The sequence below is a fragment of the Brockia lithotrophica genome, from assembly GCF_003633725.1.
Classification (GTDB): Bacteria; Bacillota; Bacilli; order Thermicanales; family DSM-22653; genus Brockia; species Brockia lithotrophica.
In genome coordinates, this window is sequence record NZ_RBIJ01000004.1 from 144,703 (window position 1) to 158,250 (window position 13,548).

Here is a 13,548-nt window from a genome sequence, read left to right on the forward strand (position 1 = left end):
GATGGACGTCCTCGTGCGTTGGCTCTGCCCCCACAAGCCTCCGCGCATTCCCTACCTTGCGACGCCGGGAGCGGCAGGCTACGACCTGGCCGCCTGCCTCGACCACGACGTCGTTCTGTCTCCTGGAGAACGCGCGCTCATTCCCACGGGCCTTGCGGTCGCCCTACCCGGACCGGAGGTGGCGCTTCTCGTGCTCCCGCGGAGCGGGACCGCGCTTCGCCTCGGACTGAGCCTGGCGAACGCCGCGGGCGTGATCGACTCGGACTACCGCGGCGAGATCAAGCTCATTGCGGTAAACCTCGACCCCCGCGAACCCGTGACGATCCGCGACGGCGACCGCGTCGCCCAGATGCTCTTTGTGCCCGTGCTCCGCCCCGAACTTCGCCTCGTGGAGGAGCTTCCCGAGAGCGAGCGAGGCGCTCAGGGTTTTGGATCTATGGGGATTTGATCGGAAACGGATTTCTAAATGGATATGTGCGAAACTCGAAAGGCGAGTACGGGCGTTCGTACTCGCCTTTCCTTTACCTATGCAGTTTTCTCCTGCGAAACCCTATTGCGCAAAAGCCAATGACGTGCTAAGATATGACCAGGTAGGGAGATCGGCCCGGCCATCCGCAGTCGTATGGCGAAATGCTCTTTCTCCGATCTCTTGACTTTTTCCTGGTCATCAAGTAGAATAGTATCAAGATCTAGGCGAGGAGACGGAGGGGAGGTGTTCTGGAGAAATGGCAAAACGGTCTCAAACTCCGTCGTTCACTCTCGAACTTCCTCTTCGTGTAGAACTCTGGCAGGAGCACATCCTCGAAAAGCGTTTTGAGGCCGCTCGTTTTATGTACAACGCACTCCTTCACAAAGGGATGAAGCGTCTCCGCAGGATGTGGGCAGATCCGAGGTATGAACTCGCAAAGCAAGTAAGCGGCCCCGAAGGTAAAAAGTGAGAAGTTCAAGGAACTCAAGCAAGAATATGGGTTTACAGAACCACCCGGCTAAAGCCTCAGAATTCATTCCGAGGATGAAGTTGGTTGCACGTCTTTGATGTTGACGGTAAAATATTTATAAGAAACAGAGACATAAAGGAGGAATTCGATTGCAAACTATCACCCTTAGCCTTCGTCTCCATCGCCCGACGAAAGCAAAGATCAAACGTTATCAGGAACTCGTCGAACGCACGACAGCGTTTGCCAACAACCTCGTCGCCGCCGGAAGGCCGAAGGGTCTCACCAGTCGGACGGCGCGGGTGTACCTCACCGGCGACCTCCCCTCAGTCGTAATCAACCAGGCATTGCGGGACGTGGCGACGCATCGGGACGTTCGGACGTTCCGGGTCCTCTGGCCATCGTTCAACAACCAAAATTTGCGCCTAAAAAAGGTCGGGGACTTCTGGACGGCCTCGTTTCCGACGCAAGCCGGTCGAGTTCGGGTACCGCTCGCGGTTACTTCTAGGCAGGCCGCCATCCTCGAACGCCTCGGCCGAGACGTGAAGCAAGGGGCGGCAAAATTGTACAAAAAGCGCGGACGGTGGTACATTGCCCTTTCGGTCACGCTACCCGTCGAAGAGAAGAAAATCCTTTCTGCAGACAAAGTCGCTGGAATCGACATGGGCCTTCGCTATCTGGCCGTTGTGTACGCGGGCGGGGAAACGCTCTTTTTCCCCGGCGATCAAGCGGCCTACGTCCGCCGTCGGTATCACGCTCTTCGCCGGCGGATGGGAAAAGCGAAAGCACTAAAGGCAATCCGCCAAATGAAGGACAAAGAAGCCCGGTGGATGAAAGACCAGGACCACAAGATCAGCCGGGCCATTGTCGATTGGTGCCTCGCCCGTGGCGTGGGCACCATCCGAATGGAGAAGTTGGAAGACATTCGCCGGAGGAAAACCCGGAAGCGCGACTTAGGAAGGTCTCTTCATTCGTGGTCGTTCTACCGGCTTCAGCAGTTTATCGCCTACAAGGCGCGTCTTTCCGGGATTCGCGTCGAGTGGGTTAACCCTAAGGATACTAGCCGGACGTGCCCGCGGTGCGGGCACTGCGCTTCGGAGAACCGAAGCGGAATTCAGTTCCGGTGCCGAAATTGCGGCTTTGAAGCCCACGCGGATGTTGTCGGTGCCTGGAACATCAGTTTTGCGATTAGCGGCCTGGCCGAGGCGGAATAAGCCGCCGTTCGAGGGTCGCCGCCTGGTGCGGTAACGCCGAACTCAGGCGGAACGCAGCCAGGGCGGGCCGATGACCCGGCCCTAATGGCGCTGCGATGAGGCCGAAGCTGAAAGGCATGAGGCTGAGCAAGCGCTAACCTCCCCGTGGGAATCCCCGGAATTCCATTCCGGGGAGGAGGTCAAATTTCCTCGGCAGGGAGAGTTTCCGCCGACACGGTTCGCCGGTACATCGAAGGACAAAAGCAAAAGGGGAGGAAAAAACGGCGAGGGCGTGGCAAAGGCATTCGCTCGGTCTAATCCCCTTCGCGCACGCGTACCTTTTCCGAAGAGGCCGATTCGGCGGCTTTCGGGATCGCGTAGGGTGGGGAGGGGGAGGGACGTGCGCCTGAGCGAGCTTCGGGGAAAAGAGGTCATCGACATCGTGAGTGGGGAGCGCCTCGGGCTCTTGGAGGACGCCGATCTCCTCGTCGATCCGCGGAGCGGACGCATCGGGGCGGTGATCCTTCCGGCGGGAGGTGGGCTGCGGCGAAAACGAGAGGAGGTCGTCATCCCCTGGCACCTCATCCGCCGCATCGGGAGCGACATGGTCCTCGTCGAGCTCGTCCCTGGCCGAGCGTACCTACCGGGCTGAATGTTAGGCCCGAAGTGCGGGGAGTTTGTCCGGCGTTTTTCTGGAAGGGTGTACGCCTACTTTGTGTCGCAGAAAAAGGCGACCGCCCGGCACGACGCGCCGTGCCGGGTATTTTGTGTTGGAACCTCCCAGGCCGTTGGCCCATAGGCTGAGGTGGCCGAAGGGAGGGACTCCGATGCTCTTGAGCGGCATCCGCGTGCTCGTGGCCGGCGGCGACGCCCGACATCTCGTCGTGATTTCCCGTCTCCTCGAGCGGGATGCCCAAGTAGACCTCGTAGGCTACGACAACCTCAAGCCGCCTCCTCCGGGTGCCACGCACGTCCCCTTTACCCCGGAGCGGTTCGCGCGCTACGACGCGGTCCTCCTCCCCGTCAAGGGTCTGGGGGAAGGGGGGGAAGCCGAGACGGTGTTTTCCTCGGAGGCTCCCGTGTTTACCGAAGCACATCTCGAAGCGCTGGCGGGAGCCACGCTCTACAGCGGCATCTCCACTCCCTTTCTCACCCGAGCTGCGGAACGCCACGGGCTGCGCGTCGTCACCCTCCTCGACCGCGACGACGTGGCCATCCTGAACGCCATCCCCACGGCGGAAGGCGCCCTCCTCCTCGCGATTCAGAATTCCGAGATCACGCTTCACGGAAGCACCTCCGTCGTCATCGGCCTCGGGCGCGTAGGGATGACGCTCGCCCGCGTCCTTCTCGGGATCGGTGCGCGGGTGCGCGCTGTCGTCCGCGAAGCCCGCGACTACGCCCGTGCCTATGAAATGGGAATCGAACCGTACTACGTCCGCGACATCGGGAAGGCGCTTCGCGGGGCGGACTTCGTCTTCAATACCGCCCCTGCACCCGTGCTCACGGCCGAGGTCCTCCTCGAACTCAAGCCCGACGCCTTTGTCCTCGACCTCGCCTCGGCCCCCGGGGGTACGGACTTCCGCTTTGCCGAAAAGCGTGGGATCCGCGCGATGCTCGCCCCGAGCCTTCCCGGACTCGTAGCCCCCCGCACCGCGGGAGAGATCCTCGCCGACGCCCTTGTCCGGCTCCTCTGGGAAAACCACGTAGCGAGGTGAGCGCCGTGCATTTTGAAGGATCCGCCGGAGCGCTCGACGTCCTCCACGGCAAAGTCGTTGGATTTGGCGTGACGGGCAGCCACTGCACCTTTTCCCAAATCCTCGATCCCCTGCGCCGACTTGTGGCAGCGGGCGCACGGGTCATCCCTGTGGTCACGCCGACCGTAGCCCATACGGACACCCGCTTTTTCGCCGCAGAAGACTTCCTCCGCGAGCTTCGGGAGATCACGGGCGAAGAGCCGTATACGCGCATCCCGGACGTAGAACCCTTCGGGCCGCGGCGGTTTCTCGACGTCATGGTCGTCGCTCCCCTCACGGGGAACTCACTCGCCCGCTTTGCCAACGGCATCACGGACAACGCCGTGCTCATGGCGGCGAAGTCCACCTTGCGCAACGGGCGCCCCGTTGTCCTCGCCGTGTCTACGAACGACGCCCTCGGCCTCAACGCGCCAAATCTCGCCCGCCTCCTCACCGCCAAGTACGTGTACTTCGTGCCCTTTGGTCAAGACGACCCTTACGGGAAGCCCACTTCCCTCGTGGCGCACATGGACCTCCTCCCGGAGACGGTGGCGGCGGCCCTTGAGGGACGCCAGCTGCAGCCCGTGCTCCGACCGTTCGTTGCGAGGGAGGCGCCAAGGCGATAGAATAAGAGCCGTAGAACGTACGGAACGTTCGGACACAGGAGCTCGTGAGCGACCGGAGGAGGCAGCGGATGAGCCGAGGTTTGCGTGTAGCCGTCGTTGGTGCCACGGGGGCGGTCGGCACGGAGATGGTCCGCCAGCTCGAGATCTCTCCCCTTCCCGTGGCAGAGTTTCGCCCGTTGGCCTCCGCGCGGTCTGCGGGGAGTCAGGTACAGTTTCGCGGTCAGGCGTACAAAGTACGGGAACTCGTTCCGGAAGCCTTGGACGGTTTGGACCTTGCCTTTTTCAGCGCCGGCGGCGAGGTGAGTCGAACCTTCGTTCCCGAGGCGGTTCGCCGCGGCGTCCTCGTGATCGACAACTCCAGCGCCTTTCGCCTGGAGGACGGGGTTCCCCTCGTCGTCCCCGAAGTGAACTTTTCCGCTGCCCGCGAACATCGGGGGCTCATCGCCAACCCGAACTGCTCCACCATTCAGATGGTCGTGGCGCTCAAGCCCATCCGCGACCGTTTTGGCTTGAAAAGGATCACCGTGGCGACCTACCAGGCCGTATCGGGGGCGGGATACCGCGCCTTGCAGTCCCTCTACCGCGAGCTCGAAGCGGCGCTGCGCGGAGAGGAAATCGCGCCGGAGGTCCTTCCGGTGGCCTCGCAGCCGGTGAAGTACCCCATCGCCCTGAACGTAATCCCTCAGATCGACGTGTTCGTCGAGGAAGCCTACACGCGCGAAGAGATGAAGATGGTCCTCGAGACGCAAAAGATCTTTGCTGACTCGCACATCGAGGTCGGTGCGACCTGCGTCCGCGTACCCGTGGGCATCGGCCACAGCGAGGTCGTGTACGTGGAGACAGAGGAGGAACTCCCCTCCCTGGAGGAAATTCGCGCGATCCTGCGTGGCGGGGAGGGGATCGTCGTCCTCGACGATCCTGCGGGGGCCGTGTACCCCACGCCGCGCCACGTGAGCGGGCGGCGTGAGGTGTTTGTCGGGCGGATCCGCAAGGACCTCTTCCGCCCCAACGGACTTCACCTCTTCGTCGTCGCCGACAACCTTGTCAAAGGTGCGGCGGGCAACGCCGTGCAGATCGCCGAACGCCTCTACGCCGAAGGACTGCTCCCGCAGGCATAGGTGGGCGTACGTGCAGGTTTCCAAATGCTTTTGCGGGCGTACCCCGGGGGAAGTAGGCCGGTTCCGCTTGCTCTAAGACGTACGCCGCTTTTGGGAAAGCAAGCCGAGGGGCGGGCGAGTGGGGAAGGGAGACGCGAATGGAGATCATCGTGCAGAAGTTCGGCGGCACATCCGTACGAGACGAGAGGCTGCGCGAGCGCGTGCTTCAGCACATCGCCGAAGCGCGTCGGACGTACGACGGCGTGGTCGTCGTCGTCTCCGCCATGGGCCGGAAGGGAGAGCCCTACGCTACGGACAGCCTTCTCGACTTGCTCGAGGGCCGGGGGAAGTACCTGCCCGCGCGGGAGCGCGACCTCCTCCTCACGACGGGAGAGATCATCTCCGCCGTCGTCCTCGCCGACCTCCTGTGGCGGCAGGACATTCCGGCCACGGTCTTTACCGGAGCGCAGGCGGGGATCGTTACGGACGCCCGTTTCGGCGAGGCGCAGATCCTCGACGTGCGTCCCGACCGCCTCCGTGCCGCCCTCGAACGCGGGCGGGTTGCCGTGGTGGCCGGTTTCCAGGGGTCCACGGAAGACGGGGAACTCACGACCCTCGGGCGCGGAGGCAGCGACATCACGGCCGTCGCCTTGGCGGCGGCCTTGGGGGCGCGCCGACTCGACATCTTTACGGACGTAAACGGCGTGTTTACCGCCGATCCCCGAATCGTCGAGGAAGCCCGCCCGCTCAAGTACCTCACGTACGCCGAGGTGGCCAACCTCGCCCACCTGGGTGCACGCGTCCTGCACCCGCGGGCGGTGGAGATCGCCATGCAGTACAACATCCCCGTGCGCGTGCGTTCGACGACGTCCGACGACGAGGGGACGCTCATCGCCTCCCTCTCCGAGCTCAGGGCGCGGGCGCCGTTTCGCGAGCGCGTCGTTACGGGTATCGCCCATGTCTTCGGCGTGACGCAGATCAAGGTCGTGCGCGAAACCGTCGACCCCGAACTTCAGCTCGTCGTCTTTCGCGCCATGGCCGAACACGGGATCAGCGTAGACTTCATCAACGTGTCTCCCAACTCCGTCGCCTACACCGTGCGCGACGAAGAGGGGGAGCGCGTCGCGGAAATCCTTCGCGGACTCGGTTTCGAGCCCATCGTCACGCCCGGATGCGCCAAGGTATCCGTCGTGGGGGCGGGAATGGCCGGAAGGCCCGGGGTGATGTCCCGCATCGTCGAAGCCCTCGTCGGCCACGACATCCCCATCCTCCAGGCCGCAGACTCGCACACGACGATTTGGGTGCTCGTCCCCGGCGAACGGGCACAGGACGCCATTCGTCTCCTACACCGCCACTTCGAGCTCGAGCGCGAGTAAGGCGCTCGCGCATGCGCGATAGAAAGGGGCGAACGCCGTGGAGTATCCCTTTGGACGCCTCGTCACCGCCATGATCACCCCTTTTACTGCCGATGGGGAGATCGACTGGGAGGCGGTCGACCGCCTCGTGGAGCACCTCCTCGCGCAGGGAAGCGAGGGGATCCTCGTCGCTGGGACTACGGGCGAATCTCCGACCTTGAGCGACGAGGAAAAGATCGCCCTCTTCCGCCGCGTGAAGGAACGGCTGCGCGGCCGCGGGTTTCTCCTCGCCGGTACGGGATCAAACGACACGGCCCATACCGTAGAGCTTTCGCGGGCTGCAGAGGAGGCGGGTGCGGACGGACTGCTCGTCGTCACCCCCTACTACAACCGTCCGAGCCAGGAAGGCCTCTACCGCCACTTTCGCGCCGTTGCGGAATCTACGCGCCTTCCCGTCATCGTGTACAACATCCCGGGGCGCACGGGCGTATACATGGAAGTGGATACCCTCCTCCGCCTCGCCGAACTTCCTAACGTCGTCGGCGTCAAGGATTCGAGCGGTCGCCTTGCCGACCTCGCTCGCCTCATCGCCCGCGCCCCCGCCCACTTCCGCGTCTACGGCGGCGACGACGCCATGTTCCTTCCCCTCCTCGCCGTCGGCGGCTACGGCCTTATCAGCGTGGCCTCCCACCTCGTGGGCCGCGAGATCCGCAAGATGCTCGACGCCTTCCTCGAGGGCCGCGTCGTAGAGGCCGCCGCGATTCACCGCAGGTACCTCCCCCTCTTCGAAGGGCTCCTCAGCCTGTCCACCAACCCGGTGCCGCTCAAGGCCGCCCTCGCCTTGCGGGGAATCGCCCTCGAACACTTGCGCCTTCCCCTCGTCCCCCTGAACGAAGACGGGAAGCGTCGCCTCGCCTTTCTCCTCGAAGAGGTGGGCGCGTAGCGCGGGCGTCTTGGAAGGCCTTCTTGAGGTTCAGGTTTTTATCGAAAAGACAGAAGGTTACCATACAATTCTCTCCTCTTGCCTTCCTTGCGCGCGCTTTGCGCGGGAGGGTATAATACCTACACGTGTGAGTGGTCGGTTTTTCTTGCGCGGTCGGCGCCGTCCGGACCCAGGGCAGGAGGAACGAAGTTGTCGCGCAACCAACCTAAGCTCAGCATCTTTGCGTTGGGCGGACTCGGCGAGATCGGCAAGAACATGTACGTCGTTCGCTACGGCGACGACATCGTCGTCATCGACGCGGGGCTCACCTTTCCCGAAGAGGAGATGCTCGGGGTCGACATCGTGATTCCGGACATCTCCTACCTCGAGGAGAACCGCCGCTTCGTGCGGGGAATCCTCCTCACCCATGGACACGAGGACCACATCGGCGCGCTCCCCTACATCCTCAAAAAGCTCAACGTACCCGTGTACGGTACGCGCCTCACGCTCGGCCTCGTGGACCTCAAGCTCAAGGAGGCGGGGCTCAGGGGGACGGTCAAGCTGAGCGAGGTGCATCCCTCCCCCAACTTCGAGCTCCACCTGGGCGCCATCCGCGCGACGTTCTTCCGCGTCACGCACAGCATCCCCGACTCCGTGGGGATCGCCCTGGAGACACCCGAAGGCGTCGTCGTGCACACGGGAGACTTCAAGTTCGACCAGACCCCCGTCGGGCACCCGGCGGACTTTCAGCGCATGGCCGAGATCGGTCGGCGGGGGGTTTTGGCGCTCCTTTCGGACAGCACGAACGCCGAACGGCCGGGATTTACGGGATCGGAGCGCTCGGTGGGCAAGAACCTCGCCAAGATCTTCGAGCTCCACCGCACCCGCATCATCGTCGCCACCTTTGCGACGAACGTGGCGCGTGTGCAGCAGGTGCTCACCGCGGCCCACGCCGCAGGGCGCAAGGTCGCCCTTGCCGGGCGGAGCCTTGTCAACGTCGTGAACCTCGCCCGCGAGCTCGGGTACCTCGAGGTACCCGAAGGCCTCTTCATCGAGCACGGGGATGCCGCCACGCTCCCGCCAGACAAGGTGGTCGTCCTCCTCACGGGAAGCCAGGGAGAACCCATGAGCGCCCTTTCCCTCATGGCGCGGAGCTCCCACCGCACCCTGGAAATCCAAAAGGGAGACCTCGTGATCTTTTCCGCGACGCCGATCCCCGGCAACGAGCGCGCCGTCGGTCGGGTCGTCGACCAGCTCTACCGCCTGGGGGCGGAGGTGATCTACGGACCGGGGTCGGAGACCGGGGTCCACGTTTCCGGGCACGGGAGCCAGGAAGAGCTCAAGCTCATGCTCAACCTCATGCGTCCCCGCTACTTCATCCCCGTCCACGGCGAATACCGGATGCTCGCGAAGCACGCCCAGCTCGCCGAGGAAATGGGCATACCGCGGGAGCGGATTTTCGTCCTGGACAACGGAGACGTCGTGGAGTTTCAAAATGGTCGGGGGAGACTCGCCGGGAAGGTTCCTGTGGGCAATGTCCTCATCGACGGCCTCGGCGTAGGAGACGTGGGGAACATCGTCCTGCGCGACCGCAAGCTCCTCTCCCAGGACGGGATCCTCGTCGTCGTCGTGACGATAAGCCGCGCCAACCGTACGATCCTCTCGGGGCCGGACATCGTCACCCGCGGGTTCGTGTACATGCGCGAGTCGGAGACGCTCATCGACGAGGCCAACCGCCTCGTGCACACTGTGCTCAGCAAGCTCTTAGAAGAAAACGTGAGCGACTGGACGACGCTCAAAAACAACGTTCGAGACGCCTTAAGCCGCTTTCTCTACGAACGGACGCGTCGCCGTCCGATGATTCTCCCGATCATCATGGAGGTCTGAGCGCCACCGCAGAAAGACCACCGCACACGTGCCGCGGCAAGAGCCGCGGTTTTTTTCTTGCTCGCCCGCGGCCGTCGACGCCCGTCCCTTGCCGGCGGCGCTCCCGCGAAAGCCTACGGCGACAGGAGGTCCTCAAGTGCGACTTCGAGGTTTGGAAAACGAAACGCATATCCGCGGGCAAGGGCTTCTTCCGGAAAAACGCGGTTGCCTCGGATGAGGAGGTCGCCCATTTCCCCGAGGACGAGCTTGATCGCGAAAGCCGGCACAGGGAGCCAATACGGCCTCTGGAGTCGCGCCGCAATGGCACGACCGATTTCGTCCATAGTGGCCGGGTTAGGAGCGGTGATGTGGAGCGGGCCCCTTACGCTTTCGTCCTCCATGGCGAGACGGAAGAGGCCGACGACGTCTGCGATATGGACCCACGAAACCCACGCCCGCCCGCCGGCGATCGGTCCACCGAGGAACAGGCGATGCGGAAGGACGAGGTGAGGGAAAGCACCTCCTTCCTTGGCAAAGACGACGCCGAAGCGGGCAAAAACGGTGCGCATTCCCAAGGTTTCGGCGCGTCTTGCCACTGCCTCCCAGCGGCGGGTTACGGCAGCAAGAAAGTCGATCCCGCGCTTCCGGAGGACGGCCTCGATAGGGCCCGTTTCGCCGTCCGAGGCTACGGGAAGCCGTGCTTCGATAGCGGAGGCGCTGACGAAAACGTGAGGTCGCGCTTCGGTGGGGAGGTGCTCCACGACTTCGAGAAGCTCGGTGGTCGCCCGAAGTCGACTTTCGAGAATTCGCCTCTTGTGGTTCGGCGTCCAGTGACCGGCGATTGAGGTTCCGGAAAGGTTAACGACGACGTCGAGGGGAACGTGGCGCTTGAGTTCGTCTATCGGGCGGGCGTTGCCCGTAAGCCAGGGGATAAGGATCGGGCCAGGGCGAAGGGAGTCTGATTCCGGAGAAGGGAAGTTTGTCGGTTCGGATGAAGAGGGGTTCGTCCGCTTGGTTGCCGGTAGGCTCACGACCGTTTCCCGACGGAAAAGGTGCGGATTTCGCGTAAGCCATAAGACGGTATGGCCGTCTGTCAAAAGGGAGCGGGTGAGATGGAGGCCGATGAGACCGCTTCCCCCAGCGATGACGATGCGCATTTCCGCCTTCCCTCCTCTTTTTTTCTTTTCTCTTCGCTAGACTCCAACGTATCATGTTTTGTGGGTGCTCACGGGGCTTTGTACCTTCATTTCAACACGGACTTGGGATTTCGAGGGAGGGAGAAGCGTGCTCAAGGGATTTCAGGAGTTCGTGATGCGGGGAAACGTGGTGGAGCTGGCGGTGGCCGTGGTGATAGGAGGGGCTTTCGGTCGGGTGGTAAATTCTCTGGTGGCCGACGTGATCACGCCCTTGATTGGGTTTATCGGCGGAACCCCAAACTTCTCCGGCCTCATGCTCGGCCCCATTGCCTTGGGGAGGTTTGTCAACGCCGTATTGGACTTCCTCCTCGTTGCCGCGGCCGTATACTACATCGTGGTTGTCCCCATGAACGAAATTTCCAAGCGGCGGACAAGAGAATCAGAAGTCAAAGCTTCGGCGGAGCCTTCCGAAGAGGTCAAGCTTCTCCGGCAGATTCTCGCGGAACTCAGGAAGTCCTGATCCCTCTGTTTGGCCTTTACGGCGGGTACGGAATGCTTGACAGGCAGGGACCGTTGTGGTACCGTTGGCTTAGAGGTGAAAATTAGATTCATTTTAAGGAGGAACACTCCCTATGGAAACACGCAACGTACTGCCTGCAGACGTTCGGCGGGAACTCGCCGCCGCCCTTCAGCCGATCCTCGCCGAGGCGATCGACCTCGAGCGCCAAGCCAAGCAGGCGCACTGGAACGTCAAGGGACCCGGGTTTTACGGACGGCACAAGGTATTCGACGAACTTCACGAGCTTGCGGAGGACTGGATCGACCTCGTCGCCGAGCGCATCGCCCAGCTCGGACACCTCACGGAGGGAACGCTCCAACGGGCAGCCGAACTCACGCGCCTTCCGGAGTTCCCCCTTGGGCTTACGTCCGAGCGGGACAACCTCGAGCAGCTCGCCAAGGCGCTCTCCGCCTTTACGGCACACACGCGCGAGGTCCTGAAGAAATCCGAAGAACTCGGAGATCCGATCACGGCGGACATCCTCACGGAAGTCACCCGCGGCGCCGAAAAGTACCTGTGGTTTGTCGAGGCGCACCTTGGCTGAGGTCGGGGCCATGTTTCTCCAGATGGCTAAAGCTCGGGCGATTCGCGCGACGTCCTCAGCTTTGCCAACGGTCGACCCAGCGCCTCTGCGTGCGAGGTAGAGCGACGGGAGAACCGAGCGCGTCTCCGTCGGCCCCGTCGTTTCGGGCACCTCTGCAGTACGGATGACTGGTGCGGGTACGCGCCACCGACCGCGTGTCGCGGGCCCCTTCCCGGACGGGAAGGGGCCCTCTGTGCGGTGCGAGGGATCTTTTGGCGTGGCTCATGGTATCATGGGGATGAGTTTTCGAGCGAGGAGGTACGTCCATGGAACGCTTTGTCTACCGAAACCCCACCGAACTCGTCTTTGGACGCGGAAGCGTCGACCTCCTCTCCGAATACCTCCCCCGCCTAGGAAGGAAGGTCCTTTTCGTCTACGGCAAGGGGAGCATCCGCAAGATCGGCCTCTATGACCGCGTTCTCGTAGCTGCCAGGACCGCGGGAGTAGAACTCGTGGAGTTTCCCGGCATCGAGCCCAACCCGCGCGTTTCCACTGTCCGCAGGGCGCGGGAGGAGGCGCGGCGCGCAGGCGTAGAGGGAATTCTCGCCGTAGGCGGAGGAAGCGTAATTGATGCCGCCAAGCTCATCGCCGTATCTCATTCGTATCCCGGGGATCCGTGGGAGATCGTCCGCGAACCTTTGCGCGTCACGAGTGCTCTGCCCCTCGGCGTCGTCCTCACGCATGCCGCCACGGGTTCGGAGATGAACGCGAACTCCGTGATCACGAACGAAGAAACCGACGAAAAACTCGGCTGGGCACATCCCCTTGCCTATCCGCTCTTTTCTATTCTCGATCCCCACATCACGCGGAGCGCCCCGCGCGATCAGACGGTGTACGGCGTCGTCGACATGATGGCCCACGTCCTCGAGCAGTACTTTCACGACGCGCGCAACACGCCGATCCAAGACGCGTGGCAGGTCTCCCTCCTCAAGGAGATCCTCGCCGCAGGGCGAAAGGTCGTGGAAAACCTCGACGACCTCGACGCCCGTGAGACACTCCTTCTCGCGGGGACGCTCGCCCTCAACGGCACCCTTTCCTTGGGCCTTCGCGGCGACTGGGGCGTTCACGCCATCGAGCACGCCCTATCGGCGGTCTACGACATCCCCCACGGGGCGGGACTCTCCGTCGTCTACCCTGCCTGGATGCGGTACGTCGCTCCACGCAAGCCCGAGCGCTTCCGCCGCCTCTTTTTGGAGCTCTTCGGTACGGAGGACCTTGAGGCCGGGATTCGCGCCTTGGAGAAGGCTTGGAGGGAACTCGGGGCCCCCGTACGCCTTTGGCAGCTTGGGATTGCGGACGAGGCGCGCTTTCCCTATCTGGCACAAAAGGCGGTTGCGAAGGAGGGGGCCACGACGGGGCGCTTTGCCGTCCTCACCGCCGAGGACGTAGAGGCGATCTATCGTCTGGCGGCGATGCCGCTCGAGTAAACTAAGAAGGAGCGGATGCTTCGGCATGTGCAACGATCCGCCCCGTCATCCGCTCTGACGAGCTTTGCAACGGGCAGGTGCTCGCGCGGGCGGTGATCCGCCGAATACCGTCGGAG

The 13,548-nt window shown here is 63.1% G+C and carries 14 protein-coding genes; 13 read left to right on the plus strand and 1 reads right to left on the minus strand.

The features are described from left to right. Position 1: 1 nt before the first annotated feature. The 10 genes from dut (at position 2) to C7438_RS07105 (ending at position 9,748) form a co-directional block, all read left to right on the plus strand. Positions 2-448, plus strand: a complete 447-nt coding sequence (gene dut / locus C7438_RS07060) for a dUTP diphosphatase (RefSeq protein WP_121444660.1) — start codon at positions 2-4, stop codon at positions 446-448. A gap of 277 nt (positions 449-725) precedes the next feature. Beyond that, on the plus strand, positions 726-938 hold the full coding sequence (locus C7438_RS09160) for a hypothetical protein (protein WP_121444661.1): 213 nt from the start codon (positions 726-728) through the stop codon (positions 936-938). A 149-nt stretch (positions 939-1,087) separates the two neighbouring features. Then, positions 1,088-2,149 carry an RNA-guided endonuclease TnpB family protein gene (locus tag C7438_RS07070; RefSeq protein ID WP_121444662.1) on the plus strand — a complete coding sequence of 354 codons (1,062 nt, stop codon included), beginning with the start codon at positions 1,088-1,090 and terminating at the stop codon, positions 2,147-2,149. A gap of 379 nt (positions 2,150-2,528) precedes the next feature. Beyond that, positions 2,529-2,780: a YlmC/YmxH family sporulation protein gene (locus C7438_RS07075; protein ID WP_121444663.1), complete on the plus strand. Its 252-nt coding sequence runs from the start codon at positions 2,529-2,531 to the stop codon at positions 2,778-2,780. A 175-nt stretch (positions 2,781-2,955) separates the two neighbouring features. Beyond that, on the plus strand, positions 2,956-3,843 hold the full coding sequence (dpsA, locus tag C7438_RS07080; RefSeq protein ID WP_121444664.1) for a dipicolinate synthase subunit DpsA: 888 nt from the start codon (positions 2,956-2,958) through the stop codon (positions 3,841-3,843). A 5-nt stretch (positions 3,844-3,848) separates the two neighbouring features. After that, complete coding sequence (locus tag C7438_RS07085; protein ID WP_121444665.1) at positions 3,849-4,487, plus strand: dipicolinate synthase subunit B; 639 nt, start codon at positions 3,849-3,851, stop codon at positions 4,485-4,487. A gap of 68 nt (positions 4,488-4,555) precedes the next feature. After that, entirely contained in the window at positions 4,556-5,605 is a 1,050-nt protein-coding gene (locus tag C7438_RS07090; RefSeq protein WP_121444666.1) for an aspartate-semialdehyde dehydrogenase, read from the plus strand. Positions 5,606-5,742: 137 nt separating this feature from the next. Beyond that, on the plus strand, positions 5,743-6,960 hold the full coding sequence (gene dapG / locus C7438_RS07095; RefSeq protein ID WP_121444667.1) for an aspartate kinase: 1,218 nt from the start codon (positions 5,743-5,745) through the stop codon (positions 6,958-6,960). A 37-nt stretch (positions 6,961-6,997) separates the two neighbouring features. After that, entirely contained in the window at positions 6,998-7,882 is an 885-nt protein-coding gene (gene dapA / locus C7438_RS07100; protein ID WP_211322127.1) for a 4-hydroxy-tetrahydrodipicolinate synthase, read from the plus strand. A gap of 189 nt (positions 7,883-8,071) precedes the next feature. Then, complete coding sequence (locus tag C7438_RS07105) at positions 8,072-9,748, plus strand: ribonuclease J (protein WP_121444668.1); 1,677 nt, start codon at positions 8,072-8,074, stop codon at positions 9,746-9,748. Positions 9,749-9,861: 113 nt separating this feature from the next. On the opposite strand, the gene C7438_RS07110 is transcribed toward C7438_RS07105, so the two are convergent. Beyond that, positions 9,862-10,884, minus strand: coding sequence for a TIGR01777 family oxidoreductase (locus tag C7438_RS07110; protein WP_121444669.1), 1,023 nt, complete (start codon positions 10,882-10,884; stop codon positions 9,862-9,864). Between the two features lie 127 nt (positions 10,885-11,011). Between C7438_RS07110 and mscL the strand changes: the two genes are divergently transcribed. From mscL to C7438_RS07125, 3 genes are all read left to right on the plus strand, one after another. After that, entirely contained in the window at positions 11,012-11,383 is a 372-nt protein-coding gene (mscL, locus tag C7438_RS07115) for a large conductance mechanosensitive channel protein MscL (RefSeq protein ID WP_121444670.1), read from the plus strand. A gap of 112 nt (positions 11,384-11,495) precedes the next feature. After that, positions 11,496-11,966: a DNA starvation/stationary phase protection protein Dps gene (dps, locus tag C7438_RS07120; RefSeq protein ID WP_121444671.1), complete on the plus strand. Its 471-nt coding sequence runs from the start codon at positions 11,496-11,498 to the stop codon at positions 11,964-11,966. A gap of 305 nt (positions 11,967-12,271) precedes the next feature. Beyond that, the gene (locus tag C7438_RS07125) at positions 12,272-13,432 is read left to right on the plus strand and encodes an iron-containing alcohol dehydrogenase (protein WP_121444672.1); all 1,161 of its coding nucleotides are present in this window, start codon (positions 12,272-12,274) and stop codon (positions 13,430-13,432) included. The last annotated feature ends 116 nt before the right edge of the window (positions 13,433-13,548 follow it).